Genomic DNA, 16,882 nt, shown 5'->3' with positions numbered 1-16,882 from the left:
CTTAGTAGCTACCGTGTGTGTTATTTTCAATTTCTTCGACCGTTACTCTGCGCCACATTTTTACGTAACACCACGTGGTGTAGGCTAGGACTAACGGAATAAATATAACAACAGCAACAAACATAATATTAAGTGTTTTGTGACTCGATACAGCATCCCAAATAGTTAAGCTAATATCAGGGTTATTAACCGATGGCATAATAAATGGGAACAGCGACACTCCCGCCGTCATAATAACGCCAATTAACATAAAGCTGGTTGAAATAAGCCCAAGTGCTGGCTTGTTAAGCTTTGAGAAAAGCAGGGCACTGAATGCCATAGCAAAACCTAAAATAGGGAAGGTTATTGTCCATGGGCGCTCACTGTAGTTGTTAAGCCATGCCCCTTTTGCTGTGCTGACCACTTTTGCCAGTGGATCCGCGTGGCTTTGCGTATCAGGCATCGATACAATTTGGTAGCCATTAATGTTTGCCACCCAAAAGCCAGCTGCTGCAAACAAAACAATAAATACCACTAAGGCATAGCGCCCATATTGCGCAGAGCGCTGAGCAACTGCATCTGCTGTGCGCAATTGTAACCACATACCTGCATGGGCAATTAACATGGCTACACTGATTAAACCCGCTAGCAAACCAAATGGATTAAGTAAGCCAAAAAATGAGCCTTGGTAGCTTACACGCAGTAGGTTATCAATGTTAAACGGTACACCTAAAAATAAGTTACCAAAGGCTACACCAAATACTAAAGCGGGAATGGCGCTGCCTGCAAATAGGCCCCAATCCCAGTTTTTACGCCAGCGTTTAGAGTCTATTTTTGAGCGGTAGTCAAAACCTAACGGTCTAAAAAATAACGCAAATAAGACCAGCATCATAGCAAAGTAAAAACCCGAAAATGCGGCGGCATACACCATAGGCCACGCTGCAAATAAAGCGCCGCCTGCGGTAATAAACCATACTTGGTTACCATCCCAATGGGCGCCAATGGTGTTGATTACCGTACGGCGCTCTGAGTCTGTTTTACCCACTAGGCGAAGCAGCATCGCGACGCCCATATCCATGCCATCAGTAATTGCAAAGCCTATAAGCAGTACGCCAATGAGCAACCACCACAGCATTTTCAATGTTTCATAATCAAAAATCATAACTGCTCTCCTGCGTCTTTATCTGCTTTGTTTGGTAATTCAAAGTGATACTTACCTGTATGTAACGAGCTTGGGCCTTGTTTAATAAAGCGCAGCATTAACCATCCCTCTACAATAGCAAGGCCGGTGTAAAAAATAATAAATCCAGTTAAGCTAATTAAAATGTCGTTGACCGTCAGTGACGAAGTCGCTAAAAAGGTTGGTAATATTTCAGATATTGCCCAAGGTTGGCGGCCATATTCTGCAACGATCCAGCCAAACTCTATTGCAATCCAAGGTAGTGGAATACTCAATACTGCAGCCCACAGCAACCAGCGTTTTTGCTCAATAATGCGGTGTGCGTTGTAATAAAATGCCAGTACAAACACGGCGAGCATTACTACGCCACAGGCAACCATTATTCTAAATGACCAAAACATAGGGCCCACTCTAGGGAAAGAGTCTTTAACCGCCATTTGAATTTGTTCCTCTGTGGCATCTACCACATTGGGGGTATAGCGTTTGAGCAATAAGCCATAACCTAAATCATCTTTAAGGGAGTCAAATTTAGCTAGGTTTTCTTCGCTGTCTTCGCCATTTCTGAGCTTTTCGAGATATTCGTACGCTATCATGCCATTACGAATGCGTACTTCGTGTTTTTTCTCTAAATCAGAAATACCAACGACTTGCTCATCTAGAGAGCGGGTAGCAATAATCCCCAATGCATAGGGTATTTTCACTGCTGCATGGGTAACTTGCTCATCTGAATCAGGGAAACCAATAGCTGTAAAGGCTGCAGGCGCTTCTTCGGTGTGCCACTCAGCTTCTATGGTGGCTAGTTTTACTTTTTGCACTTCGCCTACTTCATAACCTGATTCATCACCTAATAAAATAACACACAGTATTGATGCTAAACCAAAGCCTGATGCCACCGAAAACGAGCGCTTAGCAAAGGCTAAATCACGGCCCTTCAATATGTACCAACTGCTAATACCCAGTACAAACATAGAGGCTGCTACATAACCTGCCGATACAGTGTGAATAAACTTAACTTGTGCTACCGGGTTAAATACAAGCTCAGCAAAGCTAGTCATTTCCATGCGCATGGTTTGATAATTAAACTCTGCACCCACAGGGTTTTGCATCCATCCATTGGCAATTAATATCCATAGCGCCGACATATTAGTACCCAGCGCCATTAAAAAGGTAGCGCCTAAATGTTGGCGTTTAGTTAACCTATCCCAGCCTAAAAAGAACATACCCACAAAGGTTGATTCTAAAAAGAACGCCATCAAGCCTTCAATAGCTAGCGGCGCGCCAAATATATCGCCTACATAATGTGAGTAATAAGACCAGTTGGTACCAAACTCAAATTCCATGGTGAGGCCTGTTGCCACCCCAATGGCAAAGTTAATACCAAACAATTTGCCCCAAAACTTAGTCATATCACGATATATTTCGCGACCGGTCATCACATAAACCGATTCCATAATAACTAATATCCAGGTCATACCTATGGTTAAAGGTACAAATAAGAAATGAAAGAGTGCGGTAACAGCAAACTGCAATCGCGATAGATCGACAAAGGTTTCATCTATCATTTTTAGCTCCTTGAGGGTGACGGGTCAACGATGCAATCGATAATCGGCAAAGTCAGAATTAATAAACTTTCAGTAATTACTGAAAGTTTGAAATATTATTTACGTTTGCACAATTTTTGTCAATAAGTATATTAGAAAAAGTTAATATATATTCACCATACTACATCAGTATTAAATATGTACAATTTCTTGTATCTATTTTGGTTCCAAAAACCATCGATTTAAAGCGTTTAATCAAACACTAAAACACGGTAAACTAACCGCTATGAATGCCTGATAAATAAAGTCGAATGAATAAAGAGAAAAAACAACTTCGTATTGGTATTGTGGCCGGTGAGCTGTCGGGCGATATTTTAGGCGAAGGCTTAATTAAAGCACTTAAAACGCACTTTCCAAATGCTATTTTTGAAGGCATTGCTGGGCCAAAAATGCAGGCGCAAGGCTGTAAAACGCTTTACGACATGGACGAGCTTTCAGTAATGGGGCTGGTTGAAGTACTCGGGCGTTTACCGCGTTTACTTAAAATACGTAAACAGCTAGTACAGCATTTTGTTGATAACCCCCCTGATGTATTTATAGGTATTGATGCGCCAGATTTTAACCTACGCGTAGAAAAACCTTTAAAAGAGGCTGGTATTAAAACCATACAATACGTGAGCCCTTCGGTGTGGGCATGGCGTGAAAAGCGCATTCATACCATCAGCGCGGCCACAAATTTAGTGCTTGCTTTACTACCATTTGAAAAAGAATTTTACGATAAGCATCAAGTGCCGTGTACATTTGTAGGGCATACCTTAGCAGATGATATTGCCCTTGAGCACGACGATAGCCAAGCTCGTGCAGAACTAGGCTTAAGCCTTGATGACAAAGTGCTGGCGTTACTGCCAGGCAGCCGTGGCTCGGAAGTGGGCTTGCTAAGCGAAACCTATATTAAAACCGCTGCGCAGTTACAAGCGCAAAACCCAGACCTTAAAATAGTCGTACCGCTGGTTAACGAAAAACGTAAAGCGCAATTTAGTGATATTTTAAATGCCACCGCGCCAAACTTGAATGTAAATCTACTCGATGGGCAGTCAAAACTAGCCATGCAAGCGGCCGACGCTATTTTATTAGCCTCAGGCACAGCGACACTCGAAGGTATGCTCTATAAAAAGCCAATGGTTGTGGGTTATAAAATTAAGCCAATGAGCTACTGGATTTTTAAAACTTTGTTTACCTTTAACATTAAATATTTTTCATTGCCGAACTTATTAGCTGATGAAGAGCTCGTACCGGAATTTTTACAAAGTGAATGTAATGTGGCTAATTTAACAGGCGCGCTTTCGCCTATGCTTAACAGCGAAAATAAAGACCTAAAAGCCCGCTTTTTAGCTATACACGAAAAAATTAGATTAAATGCCAGTAAACAAGCAGCCAAGGCTGTGGCGGAGTTAATAAATGCAAATTGAACGACCCAACGTAACCTTTATTGCCGGTGTAGATGAAGTAGGGCGTGGCCCGCTAGTTGGTGACGTTGTTACCGCTGCGGTAATACTTGACCCAGCGAATCCGATTGCAGGATTGGCTGACTCTAAAAAGCTAACCGATAAAAAACGTCAAGCACTGGCTATAGAAATAAAACAAAAAGCCTTGTGCTACGCTATTGGCCGTTGTAGTCCAACTGAAATTGACGAGCTCAATATTTTACAGGCAACTATGCTTGCGATGACGCGCGCAATTGAAGGGTTAAGCACGCAACCCGAATTTGTATTTGTAGATGGCAACCGTTTACCTAAATTAGCAATGCCGGCACAAGCCATTGTTAAAGGCGACAGCTTAGTAGAAGAAATTTCAGCAGCCTCTATTTTAGCTAAAGTAGCGCGTGATGACGAAATGCTTGAGCTTGATGCGCGCTACCCACAATATGGGTTTGCAGGACATAAAGGCTACCCAACTAAGGCGCATTTTGCAGCACTTGAGCAATATGGCGCAATTGATGAGCACCGTAAAAGCTTTAAGCCGGTACAGCGCGTGCTGATGCAAGCAAAGGGCGAGGCATAAATAATGGCTGCACCAGAGTTTGTACATTTACGCGTTCACTCAGACTTTTCGATGGTCGATGGCCTGGCCAAAACCAAGCCTATCGTCGCTAAAGCGCAAGAGCTTGAAATGCCCGCGCTGGCTATTACCGATCAAATGAACTTTTGTGGTTTAGTACGGTTTTATGGCGCAACGCATAGCGCAGGTATTAAACCCATAGTTGGCGCTGACTTTTGGGTACGCAGCCCAGAGTTTCCAGATGAGCCATGTCGTCTTACATTGCTAGCTAAAGATAATGATGGCTATAAAAATATCACGCTATTGATATCCGAAGCGTATCAGCGAGGGCATCTATTTCATCGCCCCGTAATAGACCGAGAATGGCTGGTAAAGCACAAAGAAGGGCTTATTATTCTCTCTGGTGCCAAAGATGGTGACTTAGGTAAAGCCTTATTAAAAAATAACCCAAGCGTTATTGAATCTGTGGTGAGCTTTTATAAGCAGCATTTTAGCGATCATTACTATTTAGAGCTTGTTCGTACCAACCGCCCGCTGGAAGAAGACTACCTGCATATGGCGGTAGAGCTTGCCCATAAAGAGCAGCTGCCGGTTGTTGCCACCAACGAAGTGGTTTTTTTAAAGCCCGAAAACTTTGAAGCACATGAAATACGCGTGGCTATTTATGATGGCTATACCCTTGATGACAAACGTCGCCCTAAGCGATTCTCACAAGAGCAATACTTAAAAACGCCTGAGCAAATGGCGGAGCTGTTTAGCGACATTCCAGAGGCGCTGCAAAACACGGTAGAAATAGCCAAACGCTGTAACGTAACCGTTCAACTAGGCACATACTTTTTGCCTGATTACCCCACAGGCTCGTTAAAAATTGAAGACTTTTTGGTTAAGGTCTCGCAAGATGGTCTTGAAGAGCGACTACAGTTTTTATTCCCCGATGAACAAGAGCGACAAGAAAAACGGGGCGAATACGACGACCGCTTAAAAGTAGAGCTAGATGTCATTAACCAAATGGGTTTCCCAGGCTACTTCTTAATCGTAATGGAGTTTATTCAGTGGAGTAAGGATAACAATATTCCAGTAGGGCCAGGACGTGGTTCGGGTGCAGGTTCATTAGTGGCTTACGCACTTAAAATAACTGACCTAGATCCGCTGGAATTTGACTTACTCTTTGAGCGATTTCTAAACCCTGAACGTGTATCAATGCCCGATTTCGATGTCGATTTTTGTATGGATAGGCGTGATGAAGTAATTGATCACGTATCGGCATTGTATGGCCGAGACGCGGTATCACAAATTATTACCTTTGGTACGATGGCGGCAAAAGCGGTAATACGCGATGTGGGTCGTGTATTGGGCCACCCATATGGGTTTGTTGATCGTATTTCTAAGCTGATCCCAGGCGATCCGGGGATGACGCTTGCCAAAGCGTTTGAGGTAGAACCGCGCTTACAAGAAGCCTACGATGGCGACTCAGAGGTAAAAGATTTAATCGACATGTGTCGCATCCTCGAAGGGTGTACGCGTAATGCCGGTAAGCACGCCGGTGGTGTTGTAATATCGCCAACCACTATTACCGACTTTGCTGCGCTATATTGCGATGACGAAGGTAAGTTTCCGGTTACCCAGTTTGATAAAAATGATGTAGAAACTGCAGGGCTGGTAAAGTTTGACTTTTTAGGTTTACGTACACTGACCATTTTGCAGTGGGCGGTAGATATGACCAATGAGCGCATGAAGCGCGAAGGCAAAGCGCCCATTGATATAAACACTATTCCACTGGATGATAAAAAAAGTATAGAGCTATTACTGCGCGCCGAAACAACGGCGGTATTTCAGCTCGAATCCCGTGGTATGAAAGACCTCGTACGCCGATTAAAGCCCGATTGCTTTGAAGATATGATTGCACTAGTTGCCTTGTTTCGCCCAGGCCCGCTTCAATCAGGCATGGTAGATAACTTTATCGACCGTAAGCTTGGTCGAGAAGAAATTTCATACCCCGATGCCCAATATCAACACGAAAGCTTAAAGCCCATACTTGAGCCTACTTACGGCATTATTTTGTACCAAGAACAAGTAATGCAAATAGCGCAGGTACTCGCCGGTTATACGCTAGGTGGCGCTGACATGCTTCGCCGTGCGATGGGTAAGAAAAAACCTGAAGAAATGGCCAAGCAGCGTTCGACCTTTGAAGAAGGGGCGCGTAATAATGGTATAGACGGCGAGTTGGCGATTAAAATTTTCGACTTGGTAGAAAAGTTTGCCGGTTATGGTTTTAACAAATCTCACTCGGCGGCGTATGCATTGGTATCGTACCAAACGCTGTGGATGAAAACGCACTATCCTGCAGAGTTTATGGCTGCAGTAATGTCGGCCGATATGGATAACACCGACAAAATTGTTATTTTGGTGGATGAATGTGAAAACATGAAACTCACCTTATTGCCGCCAGATGTAAACGCCGGCGAATTTAAGTTTACGGTAAACCTCAAAGGGGAAATTGTTTACGGAATTGGCGCCATAAAAGGCGTAGGTGAAGCACCGGTAGAGGCTATTTTAGAGGCGCGCGAAAAAGGCGGCCCTTTTAAAGATTTGTTTGATTTTTGTGCCCGTGTTGATTTAAAACGTTTGAATAAACGTGTCACCGAAAAACTCATTTATGCCGGTGCACTTGACCAACTTGGGCCAGATAAAACCCAAGCAGGGCGTGCAACGTTATTGGCAAGTTTAAAAGATGCCATGCGCGCAGCCGATCAGCACAATAAAGCTGAGCAACTTGGGCAAAGCGATTTATTTGGCTTACTTGCCACCGAGCCTGATGAAGTTGAACAAGCGTTTATAAAAGCCACACCGCTTACCGATAATCAATGGCTTGATGGCGAAAAAGACACACTAGGCCTTTATTTAACTGGGCATCCAATAAATCAGTATCGTCGGGAGCTGAGACATTACACCAGTGGTAAGCTGGTGGATTTACAGCCAACTAATCGTGATGTACTCTCTACGGCTGCGGGCTTAGTTATTTCAGCACGAACCTTAATAAATAAAAAAGGAAATCGTTGGGGCTTAATAACTTTAGATGACAAGAGCGCCCGTATTGATGTACGCTTGTTTCCAGAACAGTTCGAAATGTACCAAGAAATGCTTCAAGTAAACAATATCTTGGTCATATCTGGACAGGTCAGCTTTGATAACTTCTCCGGTGGCATTACAATGACCGCTAGAGAAATAAACACTATTGCGCAGGCGCGTGAAAAACGCATTAAAGCGATTAAAATGACGCTGAACATGGTGCAAATCGAGGCAGGTTTCTTCGATAAATTACAAAAAGTACTCGAACCTTATAAAATGGGAACGTGTCCGATCAAGGTTTATTACCAACGCCCCGATGCGTTGGCTCAATTAACCCTAGGGATCGAATGGTGTGTTACGCCGAGCGACGACTTAATTCATAAGTTATCACTAATGGCGGCACAGGATGTAGAACTAGAATTTAACTGATTAGGTAGTTTAGAGCATGAGCCTCAATTATCTTGATTTTGAGCTTCCGATTGCAGAATTAGAAGCAAAAATTGAAGAATTACAAAGCATAAGCCGCGCTGGCGAATTAGACCTTGAGTTAGAAGAGGAAGTCAGCAAATTAAAAGAAAAAAGCGCTAAGCAAAAAGAGGAAATTTTCTCAAATTTAGGCGCTTGGCAAGTATCGCAGTTAGCGCGTCATCCGTTGCGTCCATACACTCGAGATTATATCGAGCGCATTTTCACAGAATTCGACGAGTTGGCAGGCGATCGTACTTTTGCTAACGATCCGGCTATTTTAGGTGGTATTGCACGTTTAGATGGCGAACCAGTTATGGTTATTGGCCAGCAAAAAGGGCGTGACACAGCGGAAAAAATCAAACGTAACTTTGGCATGCCAAAGCCAGAAGGCTACCGTAAAGCGTTACGCTTAATGGAAATGGCCGAGCGTTTTAAAATGCCTATTATGACCTTTATTGATACGCCAGGGGCGTACCCAGGTGTAGGCGCTGAAGAGCGTGGTCAGTCTGAGGCTATTGCACGTAACCTAAAAGTTATGGCAGCGCTTAAGGTTCCTACAATTTGTACGGTTATTGGTGAAGGCGGCTCAGGTGGTGCATTAGCCATTGGTGTTGGTGATAGAGTTAACATGTTGCAATACAGTACTTACTCAGTAATTTCACCAGAAGGCTGTGCGTCTATTTTATGGAAAAGCGCAGAAAAAGCACCACTTGCAGCAGAAGCAATGGGTGTGACAGCAGAGCGTGTTAAAGAGCTTGATTTAATTAACAACTTAGTTGAAGAGCCTTTAGGTGGCGCACATCGCAATTACGATGCAATGGCGCGTAACTTAAAAGCACAACTTAAGCGTGACCTTGCTGATTTACAAGCGCTCTCGCTTGAGGATATGCTTGAACAGCGCTACAAACGTTTAATGTCGTTTGGTTACTGCTAATAGCTAACCATTGCATTAATTGTTAAAAAAGGCCGCTTATGCGGCTTTTTTGTTTTAAAATACCACTATCATCAATTTTATAGCGTATTGCATGCAAACATCACCTATCTATCAACATGTTAAACATTCTCTCAGCGATTTTTATGAGCATCAGCAACACCACTTTACAGTGGCGCTTTCGGGTGGGGTTGATTCGGTGGTATTACTTCATGTAATGCACGTGCTAAAGCAAGAAATGCCAGCGTTAGAGGTAAATGCGATTTATGTAAATCACGGTTTAAGTCAAAACGCCAATGACTGGCAGCGCTTTTGCCAAAACTTATGTACTGAGCTAAACGTACCGTTTAACGCAGCGCAAGTAACAATAAACCCACAAACACGAACAAGCCTTGAAGCGCAGGCACGTGAGGCGCGTTACAAAGCACTTGATGAACTAAGCCCCGTGGGCAGTGTTATTTTGCTGGGGCAGCATTTAAACGATCAAATAGAAACATTTTTATTGCGATTAAAGCGCGGCTCTGGCTTAAAAGGGTTAGGCGCAATGCAAAAAATGCGTGAATTACCAAGCGGGCGAATATGCTACAGGCCGCTTTTAAACATAACGCGCAGTGATATAGAGCACTTTGCCGAACAGTTTAATATTTCGCATATTACAGATGACTCAAATACCGATGAGCGCTTTGATCGTAACTTTTTACGCGCACGTGTAGTGCCTTTGCTTGCAAAGCGTTTTAAAGGCTTTGAACACTGTGCTGGGCGCAGCATAGAGTTACTACAGCAACAACAAGCGCTACTCGATGAGTACACTGAACTTGATTTAAAACAAAGTATAAACGCCCACCAAGCTCTTAGTGTTAGCCAGCTAAACGCCTACAGTGACGTGCGGATAACCAATGTAGTGCGTGCCTGGCTTAGCTTATTTACCCAAGTCATGCCCTCAAAGCAGCAGCTTTTGCAATTAATTAATCAAGCCATAAATGCGCAGGCAGATGCGCAAATGCAAGTTGATTTAAGTGAGGGGCAAATACGTCGCCATCAAGGGTATTTGTATTTTGTGACACCGCAAACGCTATTAGCCGATGAAGCGCTAACGAGCAATGAGCTAACACTTAGTGATGGGCGCGTATTAATAAAGCAACAAGGCAAAGGTCTACGCGCTCCTTTAGCAAACGAGCAAGTGACTGTGCGCTTTAATTGTAATGGTGCGCGTATAAAACCGTTAAAAAAGCCAGGCAGCAATACGCTTAAGCATTGGTTTAAAGATGCAAAAGTAGCTCCATGGCTAAGAGGGCGCGTGCCTTTAATATTTTATAACGACGAGCTTGTGCAAGTAGTAGGTTATTTTGTGAGTGAAAAACACCAAGATGAAAACGGCATTTTTTGGGAGTGTAAATAAATGAATAAACAGCCACATGTGGGATTATCGTTAGTAGGCAAAGCGCCAATGGGGATGTTAATAACTGCGTTGGTCGCTGCTGTGGCTAATGGTTTACTTGAGCTTAATATTATCACGTTAGGTTATGCCGTCGTGGGTGGGGTGATATCGGCGGTATTACTGCTTGCCTATTGGCTAGGTAAAGGCGGATTATTTTTTATATTAGGCGTAAGTTTGCCATTGGTTTTAGTGTTATTTATCCCGCTTGCAAGTATTGCCGCATTATTAAATTTAGTGAGTGGCTTCTTTTTTGGTTTTTGTGCAGCCCTTTTTGTATATAAGCTACTGACTAATAAATAGTCAATTGGTAATAAAAAAGCTTAGCGGGGGAAGCTAAGCTTTTATAAATAATACGGTTAAATAAACTTTAATAGGCTTTTGCGCAGTTACGCCCAGAGGCTTTTGCTTTATATAAACCTTTATCGGCTCTTGCAAATATTTCGTTTTCGCAATCTTGACTGCTGGCAAGGGTAAAGCCAATGCTGGTGGTTACTTTGTATTTAGTCATTAGGCTAGAGTTTCTTACTAGGTGCATAATGCGCTCGGCAATCACTTTGTTTGTTGTAAACTCTGGGTCTTCAATAATCAAAGAAAACTCATCACCACCAAATCTAAATACTGAATCTGTGCCGCGGATACTGCTACATAGGACCTGCGAAAATTCTTTTAACACATCGTCACCTACTTTGTGGCCGTAGTTGTCGTTTACCTGCTTAAAGTTGTCCAAATCAAGTAGCATTAAACTAAAAGGACGCTGGTAACGGCGACAGTTTTCGAGCTTTTGCGATAATATGTCATTAAATTGACTACGATTATTCAAGCCAGTAAGTGCATCTTTTGTAGCAAGTTTTAATACTCGGCTGTACATCATAGCGTTACGTAGTGGGTACACAAGAGCACTGTGCAAAGTGCGTAACTTATTTTCAATCGCCTTACTAATAGGGTATTGGCTAAAATAAATTAACTGACCTAAGTGCTCGCGACCAATGCTAAGGTCGAAAGAATATGGGCTTGCATTGGTATTGCTATCTGAGGTTTGCGAAGTGCCAAGCGTTGATTGAAACTGCAGCCCTGAAAAATTAAGTAGTTGCTTTGCAAACTTTGAATAGATCGCTAATACATCTTCTATTACTAAGCTTGTTTGCAGCTCGGTAACTAAATTGTGCGTTGCCGCTGTTTCATTTGTGTGCGAGTGCTCTGCTGAAAACGGCAAAAAATCACCGCGGCCAGATACACGTTGTGTCAAAATATGGACATTTTCCATTAAAATCTTCCCCCAGAGTGTTACTTAGCACTTATTAAGCGATTTTTATGCCATATTTTAAAATTGCTGGATAAACATATGGTTGCTATATTTAAAGTCCATTTCCTAGTTTTATTGACGCTGGAGGCCAAACTTGCAAAGTATTAACGCACAAATTTTTGGCTTATTAATAGCGGCAGTGATTTTTGTATGGTTTTTTAAGCGTATTGGCTTGCCGCCCATTTTAGCGTATTTGGCAACGGGGCTTTTAGCAGGCAGCCATGGCATTGGCTGGCTTACACAATCTCACGAAATTGAGTTTATTGCAGAGTTAGGCATTGTTTTTTTACTGTTTAGTTTAGGGCTCGAGTTTTCTATATCGCGGCTCATGGCTATGCGCAATATAGTATTTGGACTGGGCTCGTTACAAGTTGGCGTAACCAGCTTATTATTTATTATTATTTTATATTGCCTAAACTTTAGTTTACTCACAAGCTTCACTATTGGCACAATCATGGCGCTTTCTTCAACCGCTGTGGTGGTTAAGCTACTTAAAGAAACAGGGGATTTAAACCAACGCCGTGGGCAACTTGCCGTAGGTGTATTGCTGTTTCAAGACATTGCCGTAGTGCCTTTACTTATTATACTGCCGTTATTTGCCTCAAGCGATTCGCAAAGTATTAGTTGGGCGCTGGTGTTTGCGCTTACAAAAGGTGCGTTTGTATGTTTATTACTGTGGGCGATTGGTAAATGGGTATTGCCTAAAGTATTTAACGAAATAGCGCAGGCACGCACCGATGAGCTGTTTGTACTTACCACCATTTTAGTGGCGTTATTTGCCGGCTTTTTAACGTATATGTTTGGTTTATCAATGGCGCTAGGGGCATTTTTAGCCGGCATGATGTTAGGAGAAAGCCACTACCGCCATCAGCTAGAGGCCGATATTAGGCCATTTCGCGATATTTTAATGGGGCTGTTTTTTGTAACCGTGGGCATGCAGCTCGACATTTTGTTTGTGCTTTCGCATGCTCTAGTGATTTTAGGCGCCTTATTAGGTTTATTAATTTTAAAAATTACTGTGCTGGCATTAAGTGCCAGATTAATGCATGAACGCAATCAAGACTCGCTGGCATGTGGCATTATGCTGTGGCAAATGGGGGAGTTTGGGTTTGTGCTTATTGCTTTAGCTAGTCAGCATGCGTTGCTCAACTCAGAGCAAGCCTCGTTTTTAATTGCCTTAGGGGTGCTTTCGATGGCGTTAACCCCGTTTTTAATTGATAAAACCCCACTTATTTTAAAGCAGTTAGGTATTTTAGAGTACCCAAGTATTGCCAGAGAAAGCGAGCCAAAAAGTAGCACCATATATAACGATCACGTGGTTATTTGTGGCTTTTCTCGCGTAGGGCAAACTATAGCGCGATTTTTAAAGCCCGAAGCCATAGATTATGTTGCCATAGAAAGTAACCCTATTTTAGTACAAGAGGGCAAAGCCGCAGGTGAACCTGTAATATTTGGCTATGTAAAACAAAAAGATATTTTAAAATGTGCAGGGGTAGAGCGAGCACGCTTAGTGATTATTACCTTTACCGAGCTTGAACATGCACACATGGTAATTGATGCTATAAAACAACTTGCGCCTAACGTTAAAATACTTATAAGAACCCGCGACGATAGCCAATTAAATAGCTTAAAAGAGCTCGGTGTTACCGAAGTGGTGCCAGAGTCGTTAGAAGCCAGTTTAATGTTGGTCTCACATGTATTGTCGATGTCGGGGGTACCGATGACACGCATTGTACGCCGTGTGAGTAAAGAGCGCCGTAATCGCTACCCACTTATGCAAAGTTTTTATGCGGGCTATTTTAAAGACAGTGAAGAGACCTCCTCTGAGCGCTTAGAGTATTTACATGTAGTCGCCTTGCCTGCTCAAGCCTATGCGGTGGATAAAACAATAGATGAGCTTAATTTATCTAAGCGCCGTGTTAGCGTAAAAGCACTACGCCGAGCGGGACAAGAAATAGACACTCCATCGGCCAGTACTACGTTATGCTCAAATGATGTATTGGTATTACAAGGTAAACCAAGGCGGGTAGAGCGAGTAGAGCATTACCTTCTTGATGGGCTTGAATAAAGCACGTACTTTAATCGAGCTCCAAAAATTGACGTATTTCGGGGAGCTTTTTCATGCCGTCTTCGTAACCAATTTGAATAAGATGCTGCGTGTAGCGTTTTTCAAACAATAAATAGCTAGTTAAACTTGATTGCGAATGCTTTTTTACACCAATTGTGCGCAGCAGTAACTTAATGGCCCATGGCATATCGCTGTAATACTGGGCGGCAATATCATTAAAGTTTTTTGATGGATTAATAATAAAGCTATCAATTTGTTTTAGCTCTTGATGTTTATCGCGAGCAGGAAGTAAGCCTAAGGTACGGTTTACACGCTCAAGGCGCTCAAGGTCAGCTTGCATAGTGTCGCTAAACACACTATCGAGTAAATGCCCCGCTACTGCAGAAAGCCCAGGGTAATGGGGGGAATAACCCGCCGGGTGTGACTCTTTGGGTTGATCCACCCCAATAATAAATATTTTTTCAGCGCCTAAATGAATAGACGGGCTAAGCGGTGACAGTTGGTGAATAGAGCCATCGCCAAAATAATGGTTAAATACATTAACACTTGGAAAAACCATAGGAATGGCGCTTGATGCCATTAAGTGTTCAACATTAATGCGCATAGGGCGACCTTCGCGCTTAGCGCGTTGCCAAGGCTTATTAGTGTTCGACTGAAAAAACGCCACTGAGTCTCCGGTTGTATAACTAGAGGCGGTAATAGAAATCGCTTCTAAATAATTACGGTGTAAATTACGCTCAATGCGGTGCAGGTCTAAAATTTCGTTTAATAAACCGCGCAAAGGGCGGTTATTTAGCAAACTGCCTGGAGGGTGGTTTATATGCTCAGACTGAAAACTAGTTAAAATGTTACGCGCAATATGGCCAAACACACTTAAAAAGTCGCTTTTGTAGACCATAGACGTTGAAAAGTTTTTCCAGACAGACTCAAGCTTACGTACGGCCAAATGCGCACACGAAGCATAACAGGCCAAAGCCGCCGAATTAATCGCGCCTGCAGAGGTGCCGTTAATAATTCTAAAAGGCAATGGTGCGGTACGGGGCATACTATGAGCAAGTGCTTTGAGCACACCCACTTGATAAGCAGCGCGAGCGCCACCACCTGTAAGTAATAGGGCTATTTTAGGTTTATGCGGATTAACTTGCTGGATTTTCATAGGGGTGCTTAAGCTACTTAACGTCTTTTCTTTATTTATCAACTTTAAGTCTTTAAGCTAGAAGAATCAAAGAATAACTGAGTTACTGTGTCTCGTTGTTTTAGTAAGTGTAGGTTTATGTTGTAAAGCCTATATTTAAAGAAATAGTGATTACCAAGAGTGAATTTTTTCCACTCAGCGTACTCTGAGTAATTATGCATTTAAATTTATGGAGTTTGTATGTCAGATAAACCAGAAGCGTCAGATGTTCAAAAACGTCCGCCTAAAAACAATTTTTTATTCGCCGTTATTATTTTAATTATTTTAGTATGTGCCGCTGCGTTTGTTTTGTTGTCGCCCACTGATGAGCCGCAAACTCGTACAGAGGTAGAGCAACCGCCTAAAGAGCAACCAGTAATGGAGCTAAAGCCAGAAAACGACCCTGTGGTAGAAGCGCCATCAGTCAAGCCCGAAAAGCCAGCTGAGCTAAATGTACCGACTCAACGTGCAGCTGAGCCAGAGCCAGTGGTAGAGCCTTTACCAACGCTTGATGAAAGCGACACTGTAGTGGTTGCTAAAATGGACGAATACCTGAGTGACTCAGTAATGAGCCTAATGGTCACCGACGATGTAATCCGCCGTGGTGTGGTATTTATAGATAATATAGCCAGAGGCAAAATTGCTAAAAAGCATACGCCCGTAGTTAAACCAGAAGAAGACTTTAGCGTAAACGAAGGGGACATTTTAACCATTGATCCTAACAGCTACGAGCGCTATACACCGTATGTCAAAGTGTTTACAAGTATGAGCGCTGCCCAAGCTGTGCGTATATACGAGCAATACAAGCCATTAATCAACAACGCGTACAGCGAAATTGGCTACGGCGATGATGAATTTAATCAAACGCTAGAAGATGCAATTGAGTTATTGCTTGATACACCAGAGCCAGAAGGCGAGTTACCGCTACTGCGCGATTCGGTTACTTATCAGTATGCGTTTTCTGAATGGGAGCAACTACCGGCTGCACAAAAACAGCTGTTACGTATGGGCCCAGAAAACATGAAAAAAGTAAAAGCAGCACTGCGTAAAATAAAAGCCGAGTTAGAGCGTAATTAATAGGCATTAAACGCTGTATTTAACCGCGATTGTATATGAAGTATGCAATCGCACTTTCTTTTTTGATTATCCCTTGAATAACACACCAAAAGTAGAGATAATCCTTCCCGCGCCAACCAAGGCCCTCAATGGTAGTCTTATTGGTCCTCTCGCAACACTAGCAGGCGAACCTGGTCAGGCCCGGAAGGGAGCAGCCACAGTTTGTGACGTGTGTGCCGAGATGTGGCTGGTAAGACTGCCACCCAGATTCCTCATTTGGGTGAAATTAAATCCTTTTCAAATTATCCATTACTAACAGCGTTAAATATTAAGCATTACGATTGTCGTTTATCTAATATTACTGTTCTCTCCCATTTTGGTGTATTTCTACATCAGCAACTTATGAATCTAAATTAACTTATTGTTTACAGGTACTTATTCGAGGGCTAAGATGAATGCAGTGTGATATATGGACATTTGTCGGTTTTTAAATCGACAAATGTCGAGATAAAGTTGTTGCTGTTTTTTCGAGGCTAGTGAATGAATAAAGAAAAATTAATTCTCCAAAATTGGTTAACTAAAATAGAAAATGATAGACCACCCTTATGTATGCGTGC

General features: G+C 42.7%; 12 protein-coding genes and 1 other RNA gene. 9 read left to right on the top strand and 4 right to left on the bottom strand.

Annotated features, from left to right (window positions below):
* Position 1: 1 nt before the first annotated feature.
* Together cydB and AABI99_RS09385 are read right to left on the bottom strand one after the other, a co-directional pair.
* Positions 2 to 1,141: a cytochrome d ubiquinol oxidase subunit II gene (cydB, locus tag AABI99_RS09390; protein WP_338365451.1), complete on the bottom strand. Its 1,140-nt coding sequence runs from the start codon at positions 1,139 to 1,141 to the stop codon at positions 2 to 4.
* Positions 1,138 to 2,721 (bottom strand): cytochrome ubiquinol oxidase subunit I, encoded by a 1,584-nt coding sequence (locus AABI99_RS09385; RefSeq protein ID WP_338365449.1) that lies wholly within the window; start codon positions 2,719 to 2,721, stop codon positions 1,138 to 1,140. The genes cydB and AABI99_RS09385 overlap by 4 nt, the downstream gene beginning before the upstream one ends.
* 290 nt (positions 2,722 to 3,011) lie before the next feature.
* Between AABI99_RS09385 and lpxB the strand changes: the two genes are divergently transcribed.
* From lpxB to AABI99_RS09355, 6 genes are all read left to right on the top strand, one after another.
* Positions 3,012 to 4,169, top strand: coding sequence for a lipid-A-disaccharide synthase (gene lpxB, locus AABI99_RS09380; RefSeq protein ID WP_338365447.1), 1,158 nt, complete (start codon positions 3,012 to 3,014; stop codon positions 4,167 to 4,169).
* Complete coding sequence (gene rnhB / locus AABI99_RS09375) at positions 4,159 to 4,761, top strand: ribonuclease HII (protein WP_338365445.1); 603 nt, start codon at positions 4,159 to 4,161, stop codon at positions 4,759 to 4,761. The genes lpxB and rnhB overlap by 11 nt, the downstream gene beginning before the upstream one ends.
* A 3-nt stretch (positions 4,762 to 4,764) precedes the next feature.
* Positions 4,765 to 8,256, top strand: coding sequence for a DNA polymerase III subunit alpha (gene dnaE, locus AABI99_RS09370; RefSeq protein ID WP_338365443.1), 3,492 nt, complete (start codon positions 4,765 to 4,767; stop codon positions 8,254 to 8,256).
* A 16-nt stretch (positions 8,257 to 8,272) separates the two neighbouring features.
* Positions 8,273 to 9,229, top strand: coding sequence for an acetyl-CoA carboxylase carboxyl transferase subunit alpha (gene accA / locus AABI99_RS09365; protein ID WP_338365442.1), 957 nt, complete (start codon positions 8,273 to 8,275; stop codon positions 9,227 to 9,229).
* 91 nt (positions 9,230 to 9,320) lie between these two features.
* Positions 9,321 to 10,625 carry a tRNA lysidine(34) synthetase TilS gene (gene tilS / locus AABI99_RS09360; protein ID WP_338365441.1) on the top strand — a complete coding sequence of 435 codons (1,305 nt, stop codon included), beginning with the start codon at positions 9,321 to 9,323 and terminating at the stop codon, positions 10,623 to 10,625.
* Positions 10,626 to 10,964, top strand: a complete 339-nt coding sequence (locus AABI99_RS09355) for a hypothetical protein (RefSeq protein ID WP_338365440.1) — start codon at positions 10,626 to 10,628, stop codon at positions 10,962 to 10,964. It begins immediately after the preceding gene.
* Positions 10,965 to 11,031: 67 nt separating this feature from the next.
* Here the strand turns inward: AABI99_RS09355 and AABI99_RS09350 are convergent, their stop codons facing one another.
* Positions 11,032 to 11,928: a GGDEF domain-containing protein gene (locus AABI99_RS09350; protein WP_338365439.1), complete on the bottom strand. Its 897-nt coding sequence runs from the start codon at positions 11,926 to 11,928 to the stop codon at positions 11,032 to 11,034.
* Between the two features lie 133 nt (positions 11,929 to 12,061).
* On the opposite strand from AABI99_RS09350, the gene AABI99_RS09345 reads away from it, so the two are divergent.
* Positions 12,062 to 14,035 carry a monovalent cation:proton antiporter-2 (CPA2) family protein gene (locus AABI99_RS09345; protein ID WP_338365438.1) on the top strand — a complete coding sequence of 658 codons (1,974 nt, stop codon included), beginning with the start codon at positions 12,062 to 12,064 and terminating at the stop codon, positions 14,033 to 14,035.
* A 10-nt stretch (positions 14,036 to 14,045) separates the two neighbouring features.
* On the opposite strand, the gene AABI99_RS09340 is transcribed toward AABI99_RS09345, so the two are convergent.
* The gene (locus tag AABI99_RS09340) at positions 14,046 to 15,191 is read right to left on the bottom strand and encodes a patatin-like phospholipase family protein (RefSeq protein ID WP_338365437.1); all 1,146 of its coding nucleotides are present in this window, start codon (positions 15,189 to 15,191) and stop codon (positions 14,046 to 14,048) included.
* 219 nt (positions 15,192 to 15,410) lie between these two features.
* Here AABI99_RS09340 and AABI99_RS09335 point away from each other — a divergent pair, with 219 nt between their 5' ends.
* Positions 15,411 to 16,286, top strand: a complete 876-nt coding sequence (locus AABI99_RS09335; RefSeq protein WP_338365436.1) for a DUF3014 domain-containing protein — start codon at positions 15,411 to 15,413, stop codon at positions 16,284 to 16,286.
* A 138-nt stretch (positions 16,287 to 16,424) separates the two neighbouring features.
* An RNA gene (gene ffs, locus AABI99_RS09330) (signal recognition particle sRNA small type) lies at positions 16,425 to 16,521 on the top strand.
* The last annotated feature ends 361 nt before the right edge of the window (positions 16,522 to 16,882 follow it).

It is taken from the genome of uncultured Pseudoalteromonas sp. (genome assembly GCF_963922945.1).
GTDB lineage: Bacteria > Pseudomonadota > Gammaproteobacteria > Enterobacterales > Alteromonadaceae > Pseudoalteromonas.
Note: the sequence above shows the minus strand (reverse complement) of the source record. Positions and strands in the feature narration are given on the sequence as shown.

Coding starts and splice junctions, on each gene's coding strand:
- cydB (WP_338365451.1), bottom strand. CDS start 1,141: ATGATTTTTGATTATGAAACATTGAAAATGCTGTGGTGGTTGCTCATT.
- AABI99_RS09385 (WP_338365449.1), bottom strand. CDS start 2,721: ATGATAGATGAAACCTTTGTCGATCTATCGCGATTGCAGTTTGCTGTT.
- lpxB (WP_338365447.1), top strand. CDS start 3,012: ATGAATAAAGAGAAAAAACAACTTCGTATTGGTATTGTGGCCGGTGAG.
- rnhB (WP_338365445.1), top strand. CDS start 4,159: ATGCAAATTGAACGACCCAACGTAACCTTTATTGCCGGTGTAGATGAA.
- dnaE (WP_338365443.1), top strand. CDS start 4,765: ATGGCTGCACCAGAGTTTGTACATTTACGCGTTCACTCAGACTTTTCG.
- accA (WP_338365442.1), top strand. CDS start 8,273: ATGAGCCTCAATTATCTTGATTTTGAGCTTCCGATTGCAGAATTAGAA.
- tilS (WP_338365441.1), top strand. CDS start 9,321: ATGCAAACATCACCTATCTATCAACATGTTAAACATTCTCTCAGCGAT.
- AABI99_RS09355 (WP_338365440.1), top strand. CDS start 10,626: ATGAATAAACAGCCACATGTGGGATTATCGTTAGTAGGCAAAGCGCCA.
- AABI99_RS09350 (WP_338365439.1), bottom strand. CDS start 11,928: ATGGAAAATGTCCATATTTTGACACAACGTGTATCTGGCCGCGGTGAT.
- AABI99_RS09340 (WP_338365437.1), bottom strand. CDS start 15,191: ATGAAAATCCAGCAAGTTAATCCGCATAAACCTAAAATAGCCCTATTA.
- AABI99_RS09335 (WP_338365436.1), top strand. CDS start 15,411: ATGTCAGATAAACCAGAAGCGTCAGATGTTCAAAAACGTCCGCCTAAA.